The 24,541-nt window shown below is 75.0% G+C and carries 22 protein-coding genes; 14 read left to right on the forward strand and 8 right to left on the reverse strand.

The window, feature by feature from the left end; translation table 11 throughout:
- The first annotated feature begins 410 nt into the window (after positions 1-410).
- The 3 genes from ACFIF2_RS30295 (at position 411) to ACFIF2_RS30305 (ending at position 3,256) form a co-directional block, all read left to right on the forward strand.
- Positions 411-1,454, forward strand: a complete 1,044-nt coding sequence (locus ACFIF2_RS30295; protein ID WP_395576448.1) for a polyprenyl synthetase family protein — start codon at positions 411-413, stop codon at positions 1,452-1,454.
- 213 nt (positions 1,455-1,667) lie between these two features.
- Entirely contained in the window at positions 1,668-2,495 is an 828-nt protein-coding gene (locus ACFIF2_RS30300) for an ABC transporter ATP-binding protein (RefSeq protein ID WP_395576498.1), read from the forward strand.
- Positions 2,492-3,256, forward strand: coding sequence for an ABC transporter permease (locus ACFIF2_RS30305; RefSeq protein WP_395576449.1), 765 nt, complete (start codon positions 2,492-2,494; stop codon positions 3,254-3,256). Before ACFIF2_RS30300 ends, ACFIF2_RS30305 begins: the two co-directional genes overlap by 4 nt.
- 47 nt (positions 3,257-3,303) lie before the next feature.
- Here ACFIF2_RS30305 and ACFIF2_RS30310 read toward each other — a convergent pair whose 3' ends face one another.
- Positions 3,304-3,540, reverse strand: coding sequence for a hypothetical protein (locus ACFIF2_RS30310; RefSeq protein ID WP_395576450.1), 237 nt, complete (start codon positions 3,538-3,540; stop codon positions 3,304-3,306).
- Between the two features lie 183 nt (positions 3,541-3,723).
- Here ACFIF2_RS30310 and ACFIF2_RS30315 point away from each other — a divergent pair, with 183 nt between their 5' ends.
- Positions 3,724-4,362: a CAP domain-containing protein gene (locus ACFIF2_RS30315; RefSeq protein ID WP_395576451.1), complete on the forward strand. Its 639-nt coding sequence runs from the start codon at positions 3,724-3,726 to the stop codon at positions 4,360-4,362.
- A gap of 16 nt (positions 4,363-4,378) precedes the next feature.
- On the opposite strand, the gene ACFIF2_RS30320 is transcribed toward ACFIF2_RS30315, so the two are convergent.
- A complete protein-coding gene (locus ACFIF2_RS30320; protein WP_395576452.1) occupies positions 4,379-5,299 on the reverse strand; it encodes a hypothetical protein in 921 nt (306 codons plus the stop codon).
- Between the two features lie 911 nt (positions 5,300-6,210).
- Between ACFIF2_RS30320 and ACFIF2_RS30325 the strand changes: the two genes are divergently transcribed.
- Positions 6,211-7,521 carry a cation:proton antiporter gene (locus ACFIF2_RS30325; protein WP_395576453.1) on the forward strand — a complete coding sequence of 437 codons (1,311 nt, stop codon included), beginning with the start codon at positions 6,211-6,213 and terminating at the stop codon, positions 7,519-7,521.
- Positions 7,522-7,710: 189 nt separating this feature from the next.
- On the forward strand, positions 7,711-8,154 hold the full coding sequence (locus tag ACFIF2_RS30330; RefSeq protein WP_395576454.1) for a hypothetical protein: 444 nt from the start codon (positions 7,711-7,713) through the stop codon (positions 8,152-8,154).
- Between the two features lie 113 nt (positions 8,155-8,267).
- Here the strand turns inward: ACFIF2_RS30330 and ACFIF2_RS30335 are convergent, their stop codons facing one another.
- Positions 8,268-9,437 carry a S1 family peptidase gene (locus tag ACFIF2_RS30335; protein WP_395576455.1) on the reverse strand — a complete coding sequence of 390 codons (1,170 nt, stop codon included), beginning with the start codon at positions 9,435-9,437 and terminating at the stop codon, positions 8,268-8,270.
- Between the two features lie 260 nt (positions 9,438-9,697).
- Here ACFIF2_RS30335 and ACFIF2_RS30340 point away from each other — a divergent pair, with 260 nt between their 5' ends.
- From ACFIF2_RS30340 to ACFIF2_RS30350, 3 genes are all read left to right on the forward strand, one after another.
- Positions 9,698-10,207, forward strand: coding sequence for an SRPBCC family protein (locus tag ACFIF2_RS30340; RefSeq protein ID WP_395576456.1), 510 nt, complete (start codon positions 9,698-9,700; stop codon positions 10,205-10,207).
- Positions 10,200-11,819: a phytoene desaturase family protein gene (locus ACFIF2_RS30345; RefSeq protein WP_395576457.1), complete on the forward strand. Its 1,620-nt coding sequence runs from the start codon at positions 10,200-10,202 to the stop codon at positions 11,817-11,819. Before ACFIF2_RS30340 ends, ACFIF2_RS30345 begins: the two co-directional genes overlap by 8 nt.
- A gap of 124 nt (positions 11,820-11,943) precedes the next feature.
- Complete coding sequence (locus ACFIF2_RS30350; protein WP_395576458.1) at positions 11,944-12,825, forward strand: SDR family oxidoreductase; 882 nt, start codon at positions 11,944-11,946, stop codon at positions 12,823-12,825.
- 51 nt (positions 12,826-12,876) lie between these two features.
- On the opposite strand, the gene ACFIF2_RS30355 is transcribed toward ACFIF2_RS30350, so the two are convergent.
- From ACFIF2_RS30355 to ACFIF2_RS30365, 3 genes are all read right to left on the reverse strand, one after another.
- Positions 12,877-14,430 (reverse strand): FAD-dependent oxidoreductase, encoded by a 1,554-nt coding sequence (locus ACFIF2_RS30355; RefSeq protein WP_395576459.1) that lies wholly within the window; start codon positions 14,428-14,430, stop codon positions 12,877-12,879.
- Complete coding sequence (locus ACFIF2_RS30360) at positions 14,427-15,158, reverse strand: class I SAM-dependent methyltransferase (protein WP_395576460.1); 732 nt, start codon at positions 15,156-15,158, stop codon at positions 14,427-14,429. Before ACFIF2_RS30360 ends, ACFIF2_RS30355 begins: the two co-directional genes overlap by 4 nt.
- A 78-nt stretch (positions 15,159-15,236) precedes the next feature.
- Positions 15,237-16,430, reverse strand: a complete 1,194-nt coding sequence (locus ACFIF2_RS30365; RefSeq protein ID WP_395576499.1) for a lycopene cyclase family protein — start codon at positions 16,428-16,430, stop codon at positions 15,237-15,239.
- Positions 16,431-16,869: 439 nt separating this feature from the next.
- On the opposite strand from ACFIF2_RS30365, the gene crtI reads away from it, so the two are divergent.
- From crtI to ACFIF2_RS30385, 4 genes are read left to right on the forward strand one after another with little or no spacing between them, the layout of a single operon-like run.
- On the forward strand, positions 16,870-18,387 hold the full coding sequence (crtI, locus tag ACFIF2_RS30370) for a phytoene desaturase family protein (protein ID WP_395576461.1): 1,518 nt from the start codon (positions 16,870-16,872) through the stop codon (positions 18,385-18,387).
- Positions 18,384-19,412: a phytoene/squalene synthase family protein gene (locus ACFIF2_RS30375; RefSeq protein WP_395576462.1), complete on the forward strand. Its 1,029-nt coding sequence runs from the start codon at positions 18,384-18,386 to the stop codon at positions 19,410-19,412. Before crtI ends, ACFIF2_RS30375 begins: the two co-directional genes overlap by 4 nt.
- Positions 19,409-20,431 (forward strand): DUF5914 domain-containing protein, encoded by a 1,023-nt coding sequence (locus ACFIF2_RS30380; protein WP_395576463.1) that lies wholly within the window; start codon positions 19,409-19,411, stop codon positions 20,429-20,431. The genes ACFIF2_RS30375 and ACFIF2_RS30380 overlap by 4 nt, the downstream gene beginning before the upstream one ends.
- A gap of 16 nt (positions 20,432-20,447) precedes the next feature.
- Complete coding sequence (locus tag ACFIF2_RS30385) at positions 20,448-20,939, forward strand: MSMEG_6728 family protein (RefSeq protein WP_395576464.1); 492 nt, start codon at positions 20,448-20,450, stop codon at positions 20,937-20,939.
- 7 nt (positions 20,940-20,946) lie between these two features.
- On the opposite strand, the gene ACFIF2_RS30390 is transcribed toward ACFIF2_RS30385, so the two are convergent.
- Positions 20,947-21,696, reverse strand: coding sequence for a hypothetical protein (locus ACFIF2_RS30390; RefSeq protein ID WP_395576465.1), 750 nt, complete (start codon positions 21,694-21,696; stop codon positions 20,947-20,949).
- A 232-nt stretch (positions 21,697-21,928) separates the two neighbouring features.
- Between ACFIF2_RS30390 and ACFIF2_RS30395 the strand changes: the two genes are divergently transcribed.
- Positions 21,929-22,861 carry an EamA family transporter gene (locus ACFIF2_RS30395; protein WP_395576466.1) on the forward strand — a complete coding sequence of 311 codons (933 nt, stop codon included), beginning with the start codon at positions 21,929-21,931 and terminating at the stop codon, positions 22,859-22,861.
- Here ACFIF2_RS30395 and proP read toward each other — a convergent pair.
- Positions 22,825-24,312: a glycine betaine/L-proline transporter ProP gene (gene proP / locus ACFIF2_RS30400; RefSeq protein WP_395576500.1), complete on the reverse strand. Its 1,488-nt coding sequence runs from the start codon at positions 24,310-24,312 to the stop codon at positions 22,825-22,827. The two genes, ACFIF2_RS30395 and proP, sit on opposite strands and share 37 nt — an antisense overlap.
- Positions 24,313-24,541 lie beyond the last annotated feature (229 nt).

Raw genomic sequence — 24,541 nt, forward strand, 5'->3', positions numbered from 1 at the left:
GACTCCGTGAACGTATCGAGGCATCCGACGGCGAACGGGCGCGTCACTGCCCGGACTGCATGGCTTCCTTCGAGAAGTTGATGGCAACCACGCCGTGCTGACGGACCGTCCGCAGCCGTCCGCCCCGTCGCATCCCGCGGCGGGGCGGACGGCTTCTCGCCGACGGCGCGCACTGGCGTGCGGTCGGCGTGATAGTCGGCTGGGTGCATGGTCATAGAGCTGGGCTGCTCCGGTGATCTTTCGCCGGGCGGGGCGCCGCGGCCCCCGCCCCCGGGTGCGGCAGCCGGTTGACTGACGGAGCGGACGACGCGGCGCGCCACGGGCGCGCCCACGCTTCCCGCGTTCCCGTCCCGTCATGCCTGTCATGCCTGTCATCCCCGCCATCGTCCTGCCATCGTGAGGAGTTGTACGTGTCACAGATCACCGACTCGGCCCCGGTAGGTGTCTTCCCGCGTCTGGACTGGGTGAACGACGTGCTGTCCCCGGCCCTGCGGAAGGCGGTCGAGTCACTGCCGGCCGCGGAGAGACTCGTCGCCGGGTACCACCGGGGCTGGTGCGAGGCCGACGGCGCACCGCGCGTGGCCGAGGCCGGCGGCGGCAAGGTGGTACGGCCGGCGCTCACCCTGCTGTCGGCGGTGGCCGTCGGCGGGTCCCCGTCGGACGCGGTGCCCGGCGCCGTGGCGGTCGAGCTGGTGCACGACTTCACGCTGCTGCACGACGACGTCATCGACGGCGACGCCCTGCGCCGCCACCGGCCCGCCGCCTGGTCGCTGTTCGGAACCCCCGCGGCCGTGCTGACCGGGGACGCGCTGCTGGTCGCGGCGCTGCACGCCCTGACCCGGGCTCCGCACAACCGGACCGCGGCGGCCGTGCAGGAACTGGTGGGGGCCCTGCTGGAACTGGTGGAGGGACAGAGCCGCGACGTCGCCTTCGAGAAGGCCCACGACGTGTCGGTGGCGGACTACCTGGACATGGCGGCCGGCAAGACGGGTGCGCTGATCGGCTGCGCCTGCGCCCTGGGCGGCGTGCTGGCCGGCGCGGACGAGGTCCGGGTGGGCGGGCTGCGGGAGTTCGGCCGGCGCCTCGGCGTCGCCTTCCAGTGCGTGGACGACATCCTCGGCATCTGGGGCCGCAGCGCGCGCAGCGGCAAGCCGGTCGGCGCGGACCTCGTGGCCCGCAAGAAGTCGCTGCCGGTCGTGGCGGCCCTCACCGCACCCGGAGCCGCGGCCGAGCGGCTGCGCGAACTGTACCGGGCGCCGCACCCGTCGGCGGGCGACGACATCGAGCTGGCGCGCCACCTGGTGGAGGAGGCGGGCGGGCGCCAGGCGGCCGAGGAGGAGGCACGCCGCCAACTGGCGGCCGCGCTGCGCTCCCTGTCGCTGGCCCGCCCGACCGCGGACGCCTACCGCCAACTCCACGACATCGCCCGGGCGATGACGCGCCGCGAGTCCTGACCCGCCCCGTCACACGACCAGCCCACCAGCCGCGGCGACGACGCCACCGGCGCGTGACCTCGGGCCGGGCGGGCCGTTGTCCTGGCGATGACCGCCCCGTCCCCCCGCCCCGGCCGCGCCGTGGCCGCCCGCCGCGGCCCCGCACCGACGAAACTCAGTGGAGCCGTGCAGCACATCGAGCACAGCGCAGCGCCTCCGGGCGACCTCCCGGCCGTGGCCGCCTACGGGCTACGGGTGGAACGGGGCACCCGGCCGGTGCTGCGCGACGTCAGTTTCACCATCCCGCGCGGCCGGATCGTGGGCCTGCTGGGCCCGAGCGGCTGCGGCAAGACCACCCTGCTGCGCTGCGTGGTCGGCGTCCAGCCGCCCACCGCCGGGCACGTCCAGGTACTCGGCCACGCGGCGGGCGCCTGGCCGCTGCGCACCCGGGTCGGCTACGTCACCCAGGCACCCTCCGTGTACGCGGACCTGACGGTCCTGGAGAACCTGCGCTACTTCGCCGCCGCCCTCGGCATGCGCGGCTGGCAGCGGGAGGACGCCGTGGTCCGCGTCGTGAAGGACGTGGACCTCGTGGCCTACGCCGACCAGCCGGTCGCCCGGCTGTCGGGCGGCCAGTACTCGCGGGTGTCCCTGGCCGTGGCCCTGCTGAACCGGCCCGACCTGCTGGTGATGGACGAACCCACCGTCGGACTGGACCCGATGGTGCGCCGGGAACTGTGGCTGGTCTTCCAGCGGCTCGCCGAGGAGGGCACCACGCTCCTGGTGTCCAGCCACGTCATGGACGAGGCCGACCGCTGCGACCGGCTGCTCCTGATGCGCTCGGGCCGGCTCCTGGCCAGCGCGGGCCGGGACAGCATCCTCGAACACACCGGCTGCGCCCAGGTGGAGGAGGCGTTCCTGCACCTGGTCCGGGCCGCGGCGGCGGCCGAGGCACGGGCCCGCCGGAACCACCCCGTCGAGGGCCTCTCGCCCCACTTGCTCGACCAGCCCGGCGCGCCCGACGCCGAACGCGGCTTCTTCGCGGTGGACACCCTCACATGACCGCCACCCACCTCACCGACCGGCTGCCCTTCTCACCCGGCATCACCGCCGCGACCGCGGTCCGGGTGCTCCAGCAGATCTCCCGCGACCGCGGCAGCACGGCCCTGCTGCTGGGCATCCCCTGCATGCTCATGGTGCTGCTCAAGCTGATGTTCCACGACGCCGAGGAGACCTTCGAACGGGTCGGTCCCCAGGTCTTCGGCATCTTCCCGGTGATCGTGATGTACCTGGTGGCCTCGATGTCGACGCTGCGCGAACGCACCTCCGGCACCGCGGAACGGCTCCTGACCATGCCGGTACGGCGCCTGGACATCGTCCTCGGCTACAGCCTGGCGTTCGCCTTCCTGGCCCTGCTCCAGGCGGTCCTGTCCACCCTGCTCGCGGTGGGCCCGCTGGGCCTGGACATCAAGGGCCCCGCCTATCTGCTGATGGTCATCGCCATGCTCGGCGCCCTGCTCGGCCTGGCCCTGGGGCTGTTGGTGAGCGCCTTCGCCCGCAACGAGTTCCAGGCGGTCCAGTTCCTGCCGGCCGGGGTGCTGCCCCAGTTCCTGGTGTGCGGTCTGTTCGTGCCCCGCGACGAGATGCACGGCGCGCTGGCGGCCGTGGCCCGGGCGATGCCGATGACGTACGCCGTGCAGGCCGCGGGCGAGGCGGCCACGCACACCGGTGTCACCGGGCTGTTCGTCCGGGACGCGGTGCTGATCCTGGCGTGTGTGGTCGTGGTGCTGGTGGCGAGCGCCGCGACGCTGAAACGACGATGAGGGCCGTCGGTCGACGGCCCTCATCTCCGGACTGCTGCCCGGCTCGGCTAGCGCGCCAGACCCCAGGAGAAGCCCCCGGAGACGCTGCCGAACTTCGGGATCTCGAAGGGACCGAAGTGCAGCGGCGGCTCGTGGCCGCCGTTGAACCCGCCACCGCCGGGACCGGGCGAGACGACGGCCGGAGCGGACACCTCGGCGGCCCCGGCGGCCGACACGGCCCCGCCCGCCGTCAGGGCCAGAGCGGCCAGCGACACCATGGCGGCACGGCGCAGCGACAACGACATGAAAAACCTCCGGAAGAAATGGGGGAGAGACGAGAAGTGGGCGATCGCAAGCCTAGCCAATCCGGATCTCCCGCAGCGCCAGTGAAAGGCCGAATTCCCTCGAATGAAACAGTGGATAGACCAGCAGAAAACGCGATCAACGGCACTGTCGCAGTAGTCGGAAAAAGAAAGGCGAAGAACAATATGACCGGCTTTCGGTGCGCGGCGCTCGCCCTCTGGGCGGTCCTCACCGCCCTGGTCGTCGCGGCGGTACCCGCCTGGGCCGGACCGCCCCCGGTGCCCGCACCCACCGCCTATCGGGCGCCTTTGTGGCCGGTGCCCGAGCCCGGCCGGTGGCAGCCGCCGTCCGGCCCGGCCGCGTCCGGGCCGTCCGGGTCCGGGCCGTCGAGGTCCGGGCCGTCGGGATCAGGGGGTTCACGGCCGAAGGCGGGACGGTCCGGCACGCCCGACGACCGTATGGTCGCCGCCGTCAACCGGCAGCGGAAGAAGGCGGGCTGCTCCTCGGTGCGGCGGCACGCGGCGCTGACCCGGGCCGCCCGCGGGCACAGCGCCGCGATGGCGCGCCGGCACCGGCTGACCCACACCGGAGCCGACGGCAGCAGCCCCGCCGACCGGATGCGGGCCGCCGGCTACCGCGTCCGCTCGGCCGGCGAGAACGTCACCGCAGGGTCCGGCACGGCGGAGGCCGCCGTGAGCGTGTGGATGCGCAGCGCCCCGCACCGCGCCATCCTCCTGACCTGCCGTTTCACTCACGCGGGTGTCGGCAGGGCGCAGGGCTCCGGCGGCCCCTGGTGGACGCTCGACCTGGCCTCGGGGCGGTGACGTACCCGCCGGGGCGTCAGGCCAGGGAGGCGTCCCACCACCAGGCGAGGGACGGGGCGCCCTCGACCGGGTCCGGCCGGGTGTCGGACGGTGCGTCGGCCCAGGGCGGCAGCGTGTCGTCCATCTCGTCCGGCCACTGACCGCCGCTCAGGTAGCGGGGCACCCGCAGCCCCCACTCGTTGTTGCCGCGGATGCCGTACCGGAGCCCCTGGAGATAGCCGGCCAGTTCGGTGCCCGCGGTCGGCCGGACCCGGTCGTGGAGCCGCACGAAGCGCAGCAGGACCCGGTCCCGCAGCGCGGTCGCGGCCGTCACCGCGTCCTGGAGCGGGCAGGACAGCTCCTGCATCAGGACGGTGTAGATGTTCTGGTCGGCCTGGCCGCCCGCCAGCTCCTTGTGCAGCGAGTGCCGGTCGTTGTCCAGGGCGGCCACGAGGATCGCCATCTCGGTCAGCGCGCGGACGGCCGGGCGGTGCAGTTCACGGTCGGGGACCTCGGCGCCCGTCGCCAGTTCCAGCAGGGCGAAGGTGGGTTCGCCGCCCGACGACAGCAGCCGCATCGTCAGGAAGTCGTCCAGGCCCGGCATGCGCCCCGCCGCCTGGTTGCCGATCTGCCAGGCCACTCCCGACAGCCACGCGCGGTGGGCGTGCGTGAACCGGCTCACCTGCGTCGGCGGGGCGAAGCCGCGGAAACGGCGCATGATGTCCTGGAGCGCGCCCACGAACCGGTCCGTGCCCTCGGCCGAGTCCGTCTCGCACGCCCGCTGCACCTGGCCGGCCAGCGCGTTGAACTGCGCGGGCCGGCTGCTCAGCGGGCCGCTGTCGCAGCGCGCGTCGTCGAAGGCGAAGCCCCAGTACACCCACAGGGCCGCCGCCAGCAGCCGGTCGTCGTCCGCGACCGGGGCGAACCGGGCGAAGAAGTCGGCACTGTGCGTCGCCACGGCCCAGGCCCGCTCCCGTTCCGTGGCGCACATTCCACTTTCGCCGATCCATGCGGCGGCCCGTTTCTCGATCTGCCGGACACGGGGGTGAACGGCGGACTCGAAAGGACAGAAAATCGGCGGCAATTCCACGCCGGACACGCGGGACGCGGAGGATCTCATGACACACGCACCTTCCGGATAAAGAGAGGGGGATTCGCCCACGATCATGGAGAAGCGGTCGATCGAATGAGGGCAGGCCATGCCCGCCGGACGGTGGCTGTCAGTCGAAAGGGTTGTACCGTCGCAGCGGTTGACCGCCGTGGCCATCACCCGCCTGGTGCAGTGTCGCGACGCCGGCCCGGGGAAGCCGCACCTCGTGTCCGCGGCGCGCCTCCTCCCGCGCCGGGGCACGGCGTGGGCCGCGGCCGGCCGTCCCCGAGCCGGCCGCGGCCCGCCCTTCCCGCCCGCGCGGTGTCGCGCGCGGCCCTCGCCGGACGATGGGTGTCGGCCACCGGAGGTTATGGGTGCCGTCCCCGATGGCGCGGCACCGTCCCGGCGTGTGACCGTGGAGCGACGCCGTGCCCCGGGGGGTTCGTTCGGGGGCGGGGAGCGTTGCGGGGAAGTCCCCTCCCGCCCGTCAGCGGGCGTTGCCGCGTGGTCCGTTCCGGGTGTGCCGTCCGCACCCCGGGTGCCGAGGCGGCCGGTTGCCGTCGCGGCACACCGCCGTGGGCGCGGCCCGGTTCCGGGAGCCCGCCCGCCCGTCCGTGCGGCCGTGGTCCGCTCCCGCGCGGCCCGGGAGCGGTGTCACGGCACCGGGCGACGGCGTCCGGCCGTACGACCGACGACGCGTCACAGATGAAGGAGAACGCGCATCCATCCCCGTCAAGTGAAGCCCTCCCGACCCTCCGCACGGTCGAAGGCGGTGACCCGTGGGACACGCTGACACCCTGCTCGCCATGGGCGGTGCCTTCCTGGCCGCCGCGTTCCTCGCCCGCCTCGGCGGCAGGATCGGACTTCCGACGATTCCCCTGTTCATGCTCGCCGGGATCCTGCTCGGACCCCACACCCCGGGATTCGTCCTGGTCGAGGACGCGCACGACTTCGAGATGCTGTCCGCGCTCGGACTGGTGCTGCTGCTCTTCTACCTGGGGCTGGAGTTCCACCTCGACGACCTCAGGAGCGGCGGCAAACGGCTGCTGATCGCGGGCGGCATCTACCTGCTCCTGAACGTCGGCGCCGGACTCGGCTTCGGGTTCGCCCTCGGCTGGGGCGTGCGGGAGGCGCTGGTGCTGGCCGGGGTGCTCGGCATATCCTCCTCCGCGATCGTCACCAAGATCCTCATCGACCTGGGCCGGATCGGCCGCCCGGAGACTCGTCTCATCCTCGGCGTCATCGTCGTGGAGGACATCTTCCTGGCGCTGTACCTGGCCGCCCTCCAGCCGGTCATCGCCGGCGCGCACGGCTTCACGGAGACGGCCCTCCAGGCGGGCAAGGCCTTCGGCTTCCTGCTGGCGCTGGCCGCCGCCGCCCGCTACGGCACCCGGCTCGTGGGCCGCCTGATCGAGACCCGCGACAACGAACTGCTCGTCATCAGCTTCCTCGGGGCCGCGGTGCTCGTCGCCGGAGTCTCCGAGGTCCTCGGCGTCGCCGACGCCATCGGCGCCTTCATGGTCGGGCTGATCCTCGCCGGCACCCCCTCGGGGCCGCGGATCCGCGAACTGGTGCACCCGCTGAGGGACGCCTTCGCGGCCATCTTCTTCTTCGCCTTCGGCCTCGCCATCGACCCCGGTGACATCGCGTCCGTCGCCGGTCCGGTCGCCGCGGCGACCGCACTGACCGTCGTCATGAACGTCGTCGCCGGACTGTGCGTCGCCCGGGTGTACCGCTACGGCTCCGAGCCGGCCGCCGAGATCGCCACCACCCTGGTGGCGCGCGGCGAGTTCGCGCTGATCCTGGCGGCCATGGCGGCGGGGGCCGGACTGGACGGGCGGCTCGCCCCCTTCATCGCCGGATACGTTCTCGTCCTCGCCGTGCTCGGCCCCATCGTCGCGGCGCGGTCCCACGTGCTGGCCCGTTGGCTCCGGGCCGCCGCACGGCTGCTCCCCGGGGCGCGGACGCCCGTCCCGGCGGGGAGCGGTCCGTCCGGCGAGGACACGGAGACGGAGACGGGCGGAGCGAAGGCGTCCACGTCCGCGCCGGCCGCGGCCTCGCCGGCGGAGCACGCGGAGGCCGACCGGTAGGGCGGGGTGCCCGGGTCCCGTCCGCGTCGGGGCCCGCCGGGCGGGACGGCCGCGGGACGGTCCGGCGCGATCCGCGTGGCCCCTTGCCCGGCCGGTACGGCCCTGGGCGTCGCGGTGGGACAATCTGACCGCGGGGCCCGTGTCCGACGCCGTGGTCGGAGGGGCCCGGGAGCGGAAGGAGCCGTCAGCATGATCGAGTGGGTGCCCCTGGGCCGTGGCGCCAGGCCCGTCCCCCGGCCGGTCGCGGCTCCCCTCGTGTGGGCGGCGGCCTTCGGCGGCGCGCTGGCCCTGGTCGCGCTCCTCAACGGGATCGTGGGCTTGGGCCGTCCGGGCTTCGCCCTGGCGGTCCTGTCCCTGCTGGCCGCGCTGCTCGGGCTGTGCGCCCGGTTCACGGCCGCTCCCGGAACGGCCCTCCTGTGCTGGCTCTCGCTCAACGGCTTCGCCATCCCGCCCGCAGGAACGCTGACCTGGGCGAGCCGGCGGGACGCCCTCTGGCTGGCCTGCCTGCTCGGCGCGGCCCTCGTCGGGACCGCGCTCGCCCGCCTGGCGCACGCGCGGGCCGCCTACCGACGGCTGACCACGGCGACCGGCACCGAGGGAGTGGACCCGGCCGCCGGGGCGCGCGACTTCTGACCCGCCGCCGGCCCGCGCGCGGGGTGCCCGGCGGCCTCACCGGGCCGGGGGCGGGGGTTCGGCGGGACCGGAGAAGGGCCTCGCCGGGCATCCGGCGAGGCCCCAGCCCCGGGTCAGGCCGTGTGCAGGGTCAGCCCGTAGCGGTTGAGGATCTCGTTGACGGGCTGGAACCAGGTCTGCCCGCCGCCGGAGCAGTTGCCCCAGCCGCCCGAGGTGACGCCCTGCGCCTGGTCGCCGCTGATGAAGGAGCCGCCCGAGTCGCCGCCCTCGGCGCAGACGCTGGTCTTCGTCATCTGGTGCACGGCGCCCTGGCTGTAGTTGACCGTCTCGTTCTTGGCCAGCACGGTGCCGCAGTGCCAGCGGGTGGTGGAGCCGGACCGGCAGACCGAGGCGCCGACGGGAGCCTCGTTCGAGCCGCGCACCAGCTGGTCGGGGACGGTGCCCCAGCCGAGCACGACCGGCACCGTCCACCAGCCGCTGCCCACGCTCACCCAGGCGTAGTCGTCGCCGGGGAACGACGACCCCTGGAACGTGCCGATGTGCGAGCCGTCCCAGCCGCGGACCGCCGCGCCCCCCGAGCCGCAGTGCCCGGCGGTGACGAACCCGCCGTGCACCGAGAAGCCGATGGAGCACCGGACGTTTCCGGTGTAGTACGGATCGCCGCCGACCGTGCCGGCCGCGAAGGTCCGCGGGGCCGACGGCACCGTGCGCACGACGACCGGACCGGCCTCGCGGGCGCGGTCCAGGAAACGCCGGACATCGTTGTCGGCACGCTCGCCGCCGACCACGCCGACGACCACCGCGTTGGCGGCCGGGTCGACGTGCCAGCTGCTGACGCCGGCGGGGGCGTCGAGCCGGTCGAGGCGTGCCTTGGCGGCGTCGAGCCGCCGTGCGCTGTGCTCGACCGTGCGCACGTGGGCGCCGGTGGCGGTCACGGCCCGTACCGTCGCGGGTGTCGCCTCGGAGGTGACGGCCACGGTCAGCCGCCCGCGTCCGGCGTCGAACCAGGCGCCGCCGAACGCGCTGCCGGCGGCCCGGCGCGCCGCGGGTGCGAGGCCGGTGGCGTGCCGTTCGGCCGCGAGCCGGTCCTCGGCCTGGGCACGGGTGAGACCGAAGTCCCGCCGCATGGCCTCCAGGAGGCCGGCGGAGGCCGGTTCCCGGACGGTGGGGGCGGAGGTGGTGGGGGAGTCGGCGGCCGCGGCCGGCAGGGAGCCGGCCGCGGTGAGGCCGCCGAGCACGAGGAGCCCGGCCAGGCCGAGATGCCTGAGTCTGCTGCGTCTCACGGGAGTTGCCCTTCGTCGTTCCAGCGAGGTGGGGGTGGAACAGATGGGTGGAACAACCGCGGTCCGAGAGCGCTCTCATCGGGGTCGGTCCGAGCTTAGCCACGGCGCAAGGTCAGGTCCATGCCAATGCGGGACCTTTCCGTGGCGTCCCCGGCCGCGCTCCCGCGAACCGGCCTCCGCCCGCCCCGGTTGGCCGCCCGCTCACGGGGCACTCAGTGCTGCGTCCTTGCAGTGAAGGCTTGTGGACGTGGGAGGCACGCGTGGCGGTTCGGCATCGGTTGGTCCAGGCGAGCCCGGCGGCGGTGTGGGACGTGCTCGCGAACGGCGACCTGTACGTGGAGTGGGTGGTGGGCCCCTCGGAGGTCACCCCCAAGTCCGGGCAGTGGCCGCAGGTCGGCGCCACGATCGCCTACGAGGTGCGGCTCGGCCCGCTCCGGCTGAACAACGAGTCGGTCGTCAGACGCTGCGAGGAGGGCTCCGTGCTGGAACTGGAGGCCAAGGCGGGCCGGCTCGGCACCGGCAGGATCGCCATCGAGCTGCGCCCCTGGGGCGAGAACTGCCTGGTGATCGTGGACGAACACCCCCTGCGCGGCCCCGGCGGCCTGGTCCACAACGCGGCCGTCGAGGCGCTGATCCAGGTCCGGCACCGCGCGATGCTCGCCCGCCTCGCCAAGCTGTGCGAGGCCCAGGCGGGGGACCGGTGCGGGCCGGACCCGACCGCGGACTCCGCCGGGTCGGTGGAGTTCGGACCGGGAGCCGGCCGTGCCTGACGCCGTCGTGATAGGAGCCGGGCCCAACGGCCTGGTGGCCGCGAACCTGCTGGCGGACGCCGGCTGGAGCGTGGAGGTCCTGGAGGAGCAGCCCGAGCCGGGCGGTGCGGTGCGGCACGACGGCGAGGTCGCCCCCGGCTTCGTCAACGACCTGTTCAGCTCCTTCTACCCGCTCGCCGCCGCCTCCCCCGTCCTGGCCGGACTGCGGCTCCAGGACCACGGACTGCGCTGGGCGCACGCGCCCCACGTGCTCGCCCACCCCCTGACCGACGGCACCTGCGCCGTCCTCGACCGCGACCTCGGCACCACCGCTGCCTCGCTCGACACCTTCGCGCCCGGGGACGGCGCCGCCTGGGGCCGCCTGCACGACGTGTGGGACCGCTACCGGGCGGACATCCTCGACGCCCTGTTCACCCCCTTCCCCCCGGTCAAGGCGGGCGCCCGGCTGGCACTGCGGCTGCGCGGCGGGGGCGGCCTCCGGCTGGCGCGCACCCTGGTACTGCCGGTGCGCCGCATGGGCGAGGAGGAGTTCCGCGGTGAGGGCGGCAAACTGCTGCTGGCGGGCAACGCCCTGCACGCCGACCTCGCGCCCGAGGCGGCCGGCAGCGGCGGCTTCGGCTGGCTGATGTCGATGCTCGGACAGACCTACGGCTTCCCCGCGCCGGTCGGCGGCTCAGGCGCCCTCACCGCCGCCCTGGTCCACCGCCTGCGGGCCCGTGGCGGCACGCTGCGCTGCGGACAGCGCGTCGAGTCCGTCCTGGTCCGCGACCGGCGCGCGGTGGGCGTCCGCACGGCCGGCGGGGAGACGGTCGCCGCGCGGCGCGCGATCCTCGCGGACGTGTCCGTCCCCGCCCTCTACGGCGAACTCGTCGCCCCGGAACACCTGCCGGACCAGGTCCTGGCCGACCTGCGGCGCTTCCAGTGGGACTTCGCCACCTTCAAGGTCGACTGGGCCCTGGACGGCCCCGTGCCCTGGCGGTGCGAGGACGCGGCACGGGCCGGGACCGTCCACCTGGCCGACGGGCTCGACGAACTGACCCGGTTCGCCGCCCAGATCGCCATGCGGCAGGTCCCGGACCGTCCCTTCACCCTGTTCGGCCAGATGACGACGACCGACCCGTCCCGTTCCCCGGGCGGCACCGAGTCCGCCTGGGCCTACACCCACGTCCCCCACGACATCCGCGCCGACGCGGGCGAGGAGGGGATCACCGGCAAGTGGGACACCGAGGAGCAGGAGCTGATGGCCGACCGGGTCGAGCGCCAGGTCGAGCGCTTCGCCCCCGGATTCCGCGCGCTGGTCCGGGCCCGGCGCGTACTGGCCCCGCCCACGCTCCAGGCGAGGGACGCGAACCTGGAGGGCGGTGCCATCAACGGCGGCACCACCGCCATGCACCAGCAGCTCGTCTTCCGGCCCGTGCCCGGCACCGGACGCCCGGAGACCCCGGTGACCGGTCTCTTCCTCGCCTCCGCCGCGGCGCATCCGGGCGGAGGGGTGCACGGGGCGCCCGGGGCCAACGCCGCGCGTGCCGCCCTGCGGCAGCACCGGTTCGCCGGTCTCGCCCGGGTCCAGCGCACCCTCACCCGCCGCGACCGCATCGGCGACAAGCGGTGAGACGCCCGCCGCGCGACCGGCCGGGCGACCGTCGGACCGCCCCCGTGGCCTCCGGGGAAAGGGCCGCCCCCGTGGCCTCCGGAGAAAGGGCCGTCCCCGTGCTCCCCGGGCAGAGGGCCGACCGGTGACCGGCAGTCCGCTCCAGAACCGCACGGTCGTGGTGACCGGCGCCGCGCGCGGGCTCGGCGCCGCCCTGGCCCGCGCGTGCGCGAGCCGGGGCGCCCGGCTCGCGCTGCTCGGACACGAGAAGCCGCACCTGGACGCCGTGGCGCAAGACCTGCCCACCCCGGCGCTCGCCCTCGAAGTGGACGTCACCGATCCCGACGCGCTGGAGGACGCGGCGGCCCAGGTGCGCGGCCGGCTGGGGCCGCCGTCGGTCGTGGTGGCGAACGCCGGCGTCGCCGAGGGCGGACCGTTCGCCACCTCCGACCCGGCCGCGTGGGCGCGCGTCGTCGACGTGAACCTCACCGGCAGCGCCCACACCGCCCGCGCCTTCCTGCCGGACCTGCTCCGCACCGCGGGCTACCACCTGCAGATCGCCTCGCTGGCCTCGCTCGGCGCCGCGCCCCTGATGAGCGCGTACTGCGCCTCCAAGGCCGGCGTGGAGGCCTTCGGCCACTCGCTGCGCGCCGAGGTGGCGCATCACGGGGTCGCCGTCGGCATCGCCTACCTCAACTGGATCGACACCGACATGATCCGCGACGCCGACCGGTACGCGGTCCTGCGCGAGCTGCGGGCGCACCTGCCGCCTCCGGCCCGCCGCACCTTCCCGGCCGACGTCGTCGCCGCCCGGCTGGTGCGCACCGTCGAGCGCCGCCGCACCGCCGTGTACGTGCCCGGCTGGCTGCGCCTGGCGCAGGTGGGCCGCGCCACGCTGCCGCCCGTGGTCATGCGGTCGTCCCGCCGTGAACTGCCCCGCCTGGAGGCGGAGGGCGCCATGGGCCCCACCGGTCCGCTCGGCGCGGGCGGACGGGCCGATCACGGATCCGGCGCTCGGCGGCCGTAGCGCGGCAGGCGCGGGGAGGGCGGACACCGCGGACGGTCCGGGCCGTCCCCGTCAGCGCGGGCCGAGGGCCCGGGCCAGGGCGCGCAGGGGTGCGGAGCGGCCCCGGTCCGGCACCGTCCACAGGGTCTCGCCCCGTACGCCCCACCGCTCCAGCAGGGCGTTGGCCGCGAGGAAGCCGGAGGTGGCGGCGCGTTCCATCAGGGCCACGGGCAGGCCCGTACGGACCACGTCCCCGGCGACCACCACGGTCGGGTCGGTGGTGCGGACCGTCGGGCGGTCGCGGTAGCCGCCGACGGCGAACAGGGGGCAGTCCGCCCGCCACTCGTGCCGCGCGGCGAGGACACGGGCCTCGCGGGTCTCCGGGTACACCCGGTGCAACTGGTCTAGCAGGCGCTTGTGCTCGACGTCCCGTACGGCCGTCGACGGCAGCGCGTAGGCGTGCAGTTCGACGACCGACCCCCCGGTGCGCGCCGCCCAGCGTGCCGCCTCGCCCTCCCAGTGGGACAGCACACTGACGTTGTCCAGCGTGCCGTAGCCGCTGGTGCCGAGGAAGCCGGGCCGGCCGGACGCGACCGGACGGTCCAGCCAGAGCCGGGAGACCAGGAACGGCGGGGCGTTGCGCAGCCGCGCGACCCGGTCGCGCCACCCGGCGTCGCCCAGCGCGGGCGAGCGGTCCACCAGTCCCCGCAGGCCGCCGGTGTCCAGGGCGAGCACGACCGCGTCGTACGGCCGGGCGCCGGCCGCGTCCACCACCAGGTGACCGCCGGACGGACCGGGCCGGACGGCCTCCACGGCGGTGCCGGTGCGCAGTTCGGCCCCGCGCGCCGCCAGGTACTCCGCGAGCGGGTCCCACAGCGCCCGCGGGAAGGGCTCACGGGGGACGTCGAAGAGCAGCCCCTCGCTGGAGCCGAGGAAGTAGATGTGGAACATCAGCGCCATCTCCGCGGCCGACAGCTCCCGGGGGTCCGCGAAGAAGCTGCGGGAGAAGACCTCGAAGGCCAGGTGCCGCGCGCCGGCGGGGAAGCGCAGGTCGTCGAGGAAGTCGTGGGCGCTGACGTCGTCGAGCCGTTCGTGGACGCGGCGCGTGCGGACGTCCAGCAGGGGCAGGGCGGCGGCGGGCCGCATGGCCAGCAGGTCACGCGGCCCGAAGCTCGGACTCAGGGCGACGAACCCGAGCGCGCTGAACGGCGGCGTGCGCGGCACCCGGCGGAAGCCGTCGCACAGCCCGTCGCTGTGCCGCAGGGGGTAGTCCGGCAGCCCGGTCAGCAGGTCGAGCCCCGGGTCGGAACGGCGCAGCAGGCCACGCAGGTTGTAGTACTGCCGGAAGAAGGCGTGGAAGCCCCGGCTCATCGTGGCGGGCGTGCCGTCGGGCAGGTCGACCGGCCAGCCGGCGACCCGGCCGCCGAGCACGGGCTCGCGCTCGTGCAGCACGACGCGCACCCCGCGCTCCGCCAGGGCCGTGGCGGCCGCCAGCCCCGCGATGCCGCCGCCGACCACCGCCACAGACGGCGGATCGCCCGCCACCCGCTCCCGGCCCGGCCGAGGGAGGACGGTCTGTGCGCGCCGATCCCGGCCCGGAGGCCGCGTCCCCTCCCGGCGGCTCATCGCACACCGTCCGTCTCCGCGCCGGCGCGGCGGGCGACGAAGGTGTGGGTGACGCCCGTCTGCCAGCCCGGCAGCGGCAGGACCCGAACCCGTGCGAACCCGGCGCGCTCCAGCCGCGCGCGGAAGGCGGGCGCGGTGTCGAACGCCGCCACGCTGCGCCACAGGTGGCGGTACAGGTCGCGGTCGCCCGTCACCGTGCCCAGCGGCAGGATGACGCCCCGGCACACCGCGTCCCACACCAGGCGGTCCACGCGCCGGCCGCCGAGCGCGTACTCGTGCACCGCCAGCCGCCCGCCGGGGGCGAGCAGTCCGCGCACCGCGCGCAGGACGGCGTCGGGATCGGCCAGGTTGCGGAAGAGGTAGGCGGCGAGCACCGCGTCGAAGGGGCCGTGCACCCCGGCCCGGTGCAGTTCTTCCGCCGGTGCGTGCACGAAGCGCACCCGGGCCGGCCAGGGCTTGGCGCGCGCCTGGTCCAGCATGCCGGCCGAGGCGTCCACGCCGACGATCTCCGCGTGGGGGAGGGCCGCCACCAGCGCCGCCGTGGACGCGCCCGTGCCGCAGCCCAGGTCCAGCACCCGGCGTCCGGCACCGCCGTCCGCGAGCCCCAGCCGGCGCGCGGAACGGCGCAACTGGGAGTGGTAGCCGGGGTTGAGCGCCACGAGGCGGTCGTAGCGGGCCGCGCCGTGGTCGAAGGCGTCGGTCAGCGCGGTGCCGTGCAGCAGGGGCATCCGGGGCTCCAGGGGACGAAGGGGGCTCGACAGGGGACGAAGGGGGCTCAACGGGGCTCAGAGGGGGGCTCGACGGGCTCAGAAGTGGCGGCGCGGCAGCAGTGGCAGTTCGGCCGCCGTGCGGAGCATGGGCAGGACGGGGGTGCGCACGCCGACCGCGAGGTCCTCGTACAGCCGGGACCGGCCGTCGAGGAAACGCAGCAACCGCCCGGCGGGCACGCGGTCGAACAGCCGGAAGAACAGGTCGGGGCCGTCCACCCGGCCGGTGTCCAGCGCGCGCAGCAGCACCGCGTCCATCAGCCGGGCCCGCGCCGGGTGCGGGGCCGGCGGCGCCGGGCGGCGGCCCGCGCGGACGGCACCGGCGACGGCGTCGCACTGCCGCTGCACGGCGGCGAAGGTGTACCCGGTGGAGGCGCGCGTCGCCCCGCCCCCGGCCCCGATCCGGAAGACGGCGCCGGAGCCCGGGGCCCGCCGCTCGAAGACGGCGTCGGTCATCGGGATCACCCCCTGCTCCGTCGACAGGATCTCGAGGTCGCCGGTGCGCAGTACGCGGCGCGTGTAGTCCTCCAGGGCGGCGTCGTACGCGTCGGACGGCAGGGGCGCCGGCCCGAACTCGGTGTACTCGACCAGCGCGGTGTGCCGGCCGGTCGGCAGCACGTACCCGAAGGACAGGCCGCGTTCGGGCTGCCTGGTGCGGAAGTCCATCAGGTCCACCACCGCCGGGTCGAAGACCGGCCGGCGGCTGCGGACGAACCAGCCCCGGAAGTGCTGGAGGAGACGGGTGCGGGCGGGCGGCGGGCGGTCCGGCGGGCGGGAGTCGAACACCCAGCGGGCGCGCAGGTCGAGCCGGGTCCCCGCGGCGTCCGTGGCCCGGACGCCCACGGACCCGTCCGGCAGCGCGCTCACCGCTCCGGCGGTGGCCTCCAGCCGCCGCAGTCCCGGCCGGTCCTTCAGGTCGCGCTCGACCAGTGCCTCGAAGTCGTCCGAACGGATCATCTTGTAGCGGGCCGGCGCGATGTGCCGCAGGACCGCCGCCCCGTCCCGGCTCCGCACCCGCAGCCACTCCCACGACGCCGTCGTCGCCGCGTCGAAGCGGCCGGGTCCCGACTCCCAGAAGCACCAGGTACGGCGCGGTGCCCGAAGGGGGCCGGGCGGCGGATCGATCAGGACCACGGAGGGGGCCGCACGGTGCGGTGCGTCCGCGGGCAGCCGGTGCACCAGCGAGAGTCCCGCCGCCCCGGCACCCACCACGACGATGTCCGCGTCCACCAGGGCGCCGCCTCCTTCCGTCCTCGCTCCGAACTCGTCCTTCAGCCGTGCCGTCGCGTGCCGTCGCGCGCGGCGAGCGTGGGGCGGCACGGTTCCGGCGGAGTATTCCGTTCCCGCGCCGCCCGCGGATGCACGGCGCGCTGGACCGCCCGGGGCGGATGCCCGCCGGGCGGGTGACTGCCGGGCGGGAAAGGGCCCGGACGGCGTCGTCCCGGCGGCGAAGGGGGAAGGCATGACGCCGGGCCGGCCCCCGGCGGCCGATGGCCGAAGCCGGACGGTGCATCCACGGCACGCCGTCCGGCCGAAGGAACCACGGCGGCCGACGTACCGACGCGGCACCACCGCCACGGCAGACGACGAGAGGACCCGCGATGCGCGCCACCACGGCCGACGACGGCAGGGAACAGCCGCGTGACCGGCCGCCCCTGACCCGGGGCCAGCGATGACGCGGACCGTGACCGGCCGCACCGACCACGTCGTGGTCGTCGGGGCGGGGCTCGCGGGCCTGTCGGCCGCCCTGCACCTGCTGGGCGCCGGACGGCGGGTGACGGTCGTGGAACGCGACCCGCTGCCCGGCGGCCGGGCCGGCCGGCGCGAACTGGGCGGCTACCGGCTCGACACGGGCCCGACCGTCCTGACGATGCCCCACCTGGCCGACGAGGCGTTCGCCGCCGTCGGGGACCGGCTGGCCGACCGGGTGGAGCTGCTGCCCCTGCACCCGGCCTACCGGGCGTGCTTCGCCGACGGCGGCACCCTGGACGTGCACACCGACGCCGCCGCGATGGAGGCGGAGGTCGAACGGTTCGCCGGGGCCCGCGAGGCGGCCGGGTACCGGCGGCTGCGCGCCTGGCTGGGACGGCTGTACGCGGTGCAGATGCGCCGGTTCATCGACGCCAACTTCGACTCGCCGCTCGGCCTGCTCACCCCCGACCTGGCCCGACTCGCCGCCCTCGGCGGGTTCAACCGGCTGGACGCGCGCATCGGGCGGTTCCTGACGGACGAGCGGCTCAAGCGGGTCTTCTCCTTCCAGGCCCTGTACGCCGGTGTCGCACCGGCCCGGGCGCTGGCCGCCTACGCCGTCATCGCCTACATGGACACCGTGGCCGGTGTGTACTTCCCGCGCGGCGGCATGCACGCCCTGCCCCGCGCCATGGCGGACGCCGCCGCGGACGCCGGGGCCGACCTGCGTCTCGGACAGGACGTCACCCGCCTGGAACGGTCCGGCACGCGCGTCACGGCCGTCGTCACCGCCCACGAACGCATCCCGTGCGACGCCGTCGTCCTCACCCCCGACCTGCCCGTCGTCCACCGGCTGCTGGGCCGCCGTCCGCGCCGCCCGGTCGCCCTGCGCCACGCGCCCTCCGCCGTCGTCCTGCACGCGGGCACCACCCGGACCTGGCCGCACCTCGCCCACCACACCCTCTCCTTCGGTGCCGCGTGGCGCCGGACCTTCGACGAACTCACCAGGACCGGCACCCTGATGACCGACCCGTCCCTGCTGATCACCCGGCCCACCGCCGCCGACCCCTCCCTGGCGCCCGAGGGCCGCCACCTCCACTACGTCCTCGCGCCCTGCCCCAACACCGACATCGGCCCGGGCGCGCGGGACTGGTCCGACCTCGCGCCCCGCTACCGGGACCGTCTGCTCGCCACCCTGGAACGCCGGGGAATGTCCGGCGTCGCCGCCGCCATCGAGGAGGAGTGCCTGGTGACACCCGCCGACTGGACCGCCCAGGGGCATGCCGCGGGCACGCCCTTCTCCGTCGCCCACACCTTCGCCCAGACGGGGCCCTTCCGCCCCCGCAACCTGGTGCGCGGTACGGACAACGCGGTCCTCGCGGGCTGCGGGACCACGCCGGGGGTCGGCGTGCCGACGGTGCTGATCTCCGGGAAACTGGCGGCCGCCCGCGTCACCGGAACACCGGCCCCGCGTAGGGCGGCACGGGGCGGGCGCCGATGACCCGGCGCGAACTGGACGCCGCCGGCATCACCGACCCGGCGCTGCGCGACGCCTACACCCGGTGCCGGCTCCTCAACGCCCGGCACGGCCGCACCTACTTCCTGGCGACCCGCCTCCTGCCCGCCGACCGCAGGCCGGCCGTGCACGCCCTGTACGGGTTCGCGCGCTGGGCGGACGACATCGTCGACGACATGGGGGCCCGGACGACGCCGGCCGAGCGGGCGGCCGGCCTCGCCCGCCTCGAGGAGCGGCTGCGGCAGGCACTCGGCGGCGCCCGGCAGCCCGGCGAACCCGTGGTGCTCGCCCTGGCCGACACCGCCGCCCGGTACGCCATCGACCCGGCGCACTTCACCGACTTCATGGCCTCGATGCGCAGCGACCTCACGGTCACCGACTACGCCACCTACGACGACCTGCGCGCCTACATGCACGGCTCCGCCGCCGTCATCGGCCTCCAGATGCTGCCGGTGCTCGGCACGGTGACCGCCCGCGCCCGGGCCGCGCCGCACGCGGCCGCTCTGGGCGTCGCCTTCCAGCTCACCAACTTCCTGCGGGACGTCGGCGAGGACCTGGACCGGGGCCGGGTCTACCTCCCGGCGGACCTGCTGGCCGCGCACGGCGTCGACCGGGACCTGCTGGTGTGGAGCCGCGCCACCGGTCACCGCGACCGGCGGATCACCGCCGCGCTGCGGGCCGCCGAGGACCTCACCCGCGCCGTCTACCGCGAGGCCGCCCCCGGCCTCGCGATGCTGGACCCGGTCGCCCGCCCCTGCATCCGCACCGCGTACGTGCTCTACCGGAACATCCTCGACGCCGTCGCGGCCGACGGATACGCGGTACTGCACCGGCGTGCCGTGGTGCCCCGCCGCCGGCGCGCGGTGGTCGCCGCCGACGGGCTCGCCCGGGTGCTGACCGCCCGGCTGGGCGCCGCCGCGGCCACCGCCCGCCGGCCACCACCGGTCCCGTGCCGCGAGGAAACCCTCTGCCCGCAGGACGAAGCCCACTGCGCGAAGGAGGCCGGATGACCCGGAACACCGGCCCCCGCAGGGGCCGTTACCCGCTGCGGCTGCGCCGGCGCCCCGTCCCCTGGCAGCACCAGCGGCCCACCTGGCGCGAGGCACGCCCCGCCCTCATCGCGAGCGCCCTCGAACGCGCCCTGGCCCGCCCCTCGGGCAACTGGTACGTCCTCGGCGCGAGCACGGACGTACGGGCCACCCGGCCGCTGGCCGGCACGGTGGCCGGCGTCGAGATCGTCGTCTGGCGCGACGCGCGGGGCCGTCTGGTGGGCGGGCCCGGCGCCTGCCCCCATCTCGGCGCTCCCCTCGCCGACAGCCCGGTGCGGTGCGGCACGCTCGTGTGCCACTGGCACGGACTCGCCCTGAACGGCACCCCGTTCGCCGGCTGGGAACCCCTGCCGGTCCACGACGACGGCGTACTGGTGTGGGTGCGGCTGGACACGGTGGGGGAGGAGACCCCGACGCCGGCGCCCGTCGTACCCGCCAGGCCGGCGCGGGGCACGGCCCTGACGTCCGTGTGGCGCGGGATCGGGGTCTGCGAACCCGAGGACGTCGTCGCCAACCGCCTCGACCCCTGGCACGGCGCCTGGTTCCACCCGTACTCCTTCGTGGACCTCACCGTCGTCGGGACGCCGGGGGAGTCCCCGGACGCCGGAGAGGACGACGACCGGTTCGTCGTCGACGTGTCCTTCCGGCTCGCGGGGCGGCTCGTCGTGCCGGTGCGGGCCGAGTTCACCGCGCCGGAGCCCCGCACCGTCGTCATGCGCATCACCGACGGCGAGGGCACCGGGTCCGTCGTGGAGAGCCACGCCACGCCGCTCGGCCCCGACGGGACGGGCCGGCCGCGCACCGCGGTCGTCGAGGCGGTGCTGGCCACCTCCGACCGGCCCGGTTTCCCCGTGGCCCGGCGCCTGGCGCCCGCCCTGCGGCCGCTGATGCGGGCCGCCGCCGGCCGCCTGTGGCGCGACGACCTCGCCTACGCCGAACGCCGCGCCCACCTGCGTGGACGCGGCCAGTTCCCCGGCTGAACGGAGCGGGACCGGTATGCAGACCTTCCTCCCCCACCCGGACTTCCGGGAGTCGGCGCTCGCCCTGGACCGCCGCCGGCTGGGCAAGCAGCGCGTCGAGGCGCTCCAGGTGCTGCGCGGCCTGACCGTGCCCGGCTACGGCTGGCGCCGGCATCCGGCGGTGCGGATGTGGACGGGCTACGAGGAGGCACTCGTCCGGTACGGGCTGGAGGTCTGCCGGGTCTGGCGCGAGCAGGGCCACCAGGACAGCTGCGCCGCCTCCCTCGTCGCCGGGCTCGCCGCGAGCCGCCCGCACGCGCCGGTGCGGGACCAGCCGGAGCTGGCCGACGCCGGGGAACTGCCGCCCTGGCTCGGGGACGCCGCCTTCCACCGCAGCCACCGGTCGGCGCTGGTGCGCAAGGAACCGGAGGTGTACGCGGAGTTGTTCCCCGGGGTGCCGGACGACCTGCCGTACGTGTGGCCGGCCTCGGACCGGGCGGGCGGGGAGAGGGGGAGCGGCGCCCCGTAGGGCGGGGTCAGGTCTGCTGTCCGCCGGCCACTTCCTTCAGGTCGACGGTCTGGCCGGCCGGCGGCTGTTCGGGCTCGACGGGCTTGTCGTAGTCGCTGAAGGTGACACTGCCCGGGTTCTCGCCGCCCTCGGTCGTGGTCTTCAGGATGTACGGCTCGCCCTTGGTGGCGACGTACAGGGCGAGGGTCTCGCCGGCGGAGTTCTTCTTCGTGAGCTTCAGGGCCTCCTCGCCGTCCACCTCCGTCGTGTCGCCGCGCTTCATGCCCTGGCGTTCGGACTTGTCCTCGTCCATGGCGGCGACGAAGCCCTGCTTGTCGCAGACCCCGGTGGTCGTGGCGTCGTTCGCCGGCATCCTCACCCACTTGTCCTGGAGCTTCGGTGCCATCTTCCGCGCGGCGCCGGGCTGCTGCTTCAGGGCGTTCTCCCAGTACTGCTCGTCGCCGCGCAGGTAGAGGGTCGCCTCGGTGTGCCGCACCTCCGCCGTGGTCTCGCCGGCACCGATGGTGCCCTGGCAGTTCTTCCTCTGGTCGACCGAGACGTCTATGGTGACCGTGCTGCCGTCCTTCAGCCGGTTGTCGCCCTTCACGTGCATGGACTCGGCCTTCCGGGTGGCCTCGACCGCCTTCGCGGCGATGTCGTCGGCGCTCTGTCCCTCGAACGGCTCGCTCCCGCCACCGGAACCACCGCCGCAGCCGGCCAGGAGTGCGACCGAGACGCTCGCGGTCGCCACGGCGATCGCCACTTTGCTGTTCCGCACTGGAAGTCCCTTCCCGAGTCCGTTCATGACCTCAATCCGTTCATGACCGCCAAATCCCCTGCTTTGCCGATGTGTTGGCACCGGGACGTTCCGACTACCCCGTATTCCCGCGACATGCACGGGAGGGAGAAGTCGTGAGGACCGTGTGCGGGCCGTGACCGTCGACCGGTCCCCGATGACGTCCCCGAAGTGGACCCCGTGGCGGACCGTTCCGCTTCCTAACGTCGTGTCCATGAACGCCACCACCACGCGCGGGGCACTGCTCGCCGCGTTCGCCTGCCTCCTGGTCGGAGGGTCCTTCACCGCCAACAGCCTGCTCGGCGACTACCCGTACGCGGGCGGCCAGTTCCTGCGCTACGGCCTGGCCTTCCTGCTGCTCCTGCCGTTCGCGGGCTCCGGCGCCGTCACCCGGCTGCGCGCGCTCGGCGCCCGCGCGTGGCTGCGCCTGGCGCTGCTCGCCGCCGTCGGCATGGTCGGCTTCAACCTGGCCGTCCTCGCCGCGGAGCGCACGGCGGAACCGGCGGTCCCCGGTGTCCTCGTGGGCTGCGCGCCCGTGGTCGTCGCCGTCCTCGTGCCGCTCCTGGACGGACGCCGGCCCCGCCGCGTCGTGCTGTACGGGGCGTCGCTGGTCGCCGTCGGGGCCTTCACCGTCCAGGGCTGGGGGCGCACCGACGGCGCGGGCATCGCCTTCTCGGTGTGCGCCCTGGCCGGGGAGGTCGGTTTCGCCGTGCTGGCCGTGCCCGTACTGCGGCCCCTGGGGCCCCGACTGCTGTCCACGGTGGTGTGCGGGGTCGCGGCCGTCGAGTCCGCCCTGGTCGGCGTCCTGGCCGACGGCTCCGGGTGGCTGCCGCGCCCGGACGCGGTGGAGGCCGGGGCGCTGCTGTGGCAGGCGGCGGTGGTCACCGTCGTCGGGTTCGTGTGCTGGTACATGGGCATGCAGCGGATCGGGGCCGAGCGCGCCACCCTGTTCTCCGGCCTGATCCCGGTCGCCGCCGCCTGCACGGCACCGCTGGTCGGCACCGGCTCCTACGGCACCGCGCAGGCCGTGGGCAGTGCCCTGGTCTGCGCCGGCGTCGCCCTCGGGTCGGGCGCCTCACGCCGCGTCGCGCGTCGGCGCGTCCAGGGGTTTCACCGGGTGCCGGAGCGCTCCTTGGAGAAGCTGTAGAGGTCCCGCGAGGTGGTGATCAGCTCCCGCCGCTCCCGGCGGGAGCCCACCATGGGCTGCGAACCGTTCAGCGGCACCTGCGCGCTCTCCGGCATGAACCGCACGGTGACCAGTCCGATCGCACCGGCCACCATCAGGTAGTAGGCCGGCATCAGATCGTTGCCGGTGACGCTCACCAGCGCCTCGGTGAGCAACGGCGTGGTGCCGCCGAACGCCGCGACGGCGAAGTTGAAGCCGATGCCCATGGCCGCGTAGCGCACGGCGGTCGGGAACAGCGCCGGCAGGGTCGCGGCACTCGGCGCGGCGAAGCAGGCCAGCAGGGTGGCCAGGAGCAGCACCCCGGCGACCGGCAGCCAGGTGCCGTCGGCCCTCAGGAGCAGGAAGGCCGGTACCGCCAGGACGATCATCGCGACGGCGCCGACGGCGTACAGGGGGCGGCGGCCGACGTAGTCGCTGAGCCGGCCGAGGAAGGTGATCAACAGCACGATCCACACCATGCCGATCAGCACCAGCACGTCCGCGAAGCCGCTGGAGCGGCCCAGGGTCTCCGTCTGGTAGGTGGGCAGATAGCCGGTGACCATGTAGTTGGTGACGTTGTACAGCAGCACCAGGCCCATGCAGATCAGCAGCGGACGCCAGTGCTTGCGGACGATCGTCTTGAACTCGCTGCCCGCCGACTCCTGGGCGAGGCTCTTCTCGTGCTCGTCGAGCTGCTGCTGGAAGGCGGGCGACTCCTCCAGCTTGAGCCGCATGTACAGGCCGATGAGCCCCAGCGGGCCGGCGATGAGGAACGGGACCCGCCAGCCCCAGTCGAGCATCTGAGCATCGGTCAGCGCCAGGTTCAGCACCGTGACCAGCGCGGAACCGAGCGCGTAGCCGACGAAGGTGCCGAAGTCGAGCCAGCTGGAGAGGAAGCCGCGCCGCCGGTCGGGTGAGTACTCGGCGACGAAGGTGGTGGCGCCGCCGTACTCGCCGCCGGTGGAAAAGCCCTGGAGCATGCGGGCGAGCAGCAGCAGGACGGGGGCGGCGATGCCGATGCTCGCGTAGCTCGGGATGAGGCCGATGGAGAAGGTGCCGACCGCCATCAGGATCATGGTGGTGGCGAGGACCTTCTGCCGGCCGACCCGGTCCCCGAGCGGGCCGAAGACGAGCCCGCCGAGCGGGCGTACGACGAAGGCGGCGGCGAAGGTGGCGAAGGACGAGATGACCTGGGCGGTCGGTGAGGCGTCCGGGAAGAAGACCTTGCCGATGGTGGCGGCCAGGTAGCTGTAGACGCCGAAGTCGAACCACTCCATGCAGTTGCCGAGCGCCGAGGCGCCGACCGCGCGCTTGAGCAGCGGCCCCTCGACGACCTGGACGTCCTCCTCGCGGAAGGCACCCTTGTTGCGGCGGAGCCGGCGGGTCAGTTCCTCGCGGACCTGCCGCGGCATCGTCGCGACGGTGCTCGGCATCCGCACCTTGCCCCGGGGGCCGGACCCGTCGTCGGGCTTCGCGTTCCTCACGCTGCTGCCTCTCTGTCGCCTCGCCTCTGCGCCTGGACATGTTCCGCCTGAGCGAATTCTGTGCCGCGGTGATCGCCCGGCGCATGCCGAGCCGCTGCCCGGACGTACCCGGATCACCCCGGCCGGGCACGTGTCTGGGCCCCCGGGCAGGGGGTGTGCCCCGACCGATCGCCGCCCG

The sequence above is a fragment of the Streptomyces sp. BK79 genome (genome assembly GCF_044142145.1).
GTDB lineage: Bacteria > Actinomycetota > Actinomycetes > Streptomycetales > Streptomycetaceae > Streptomyces.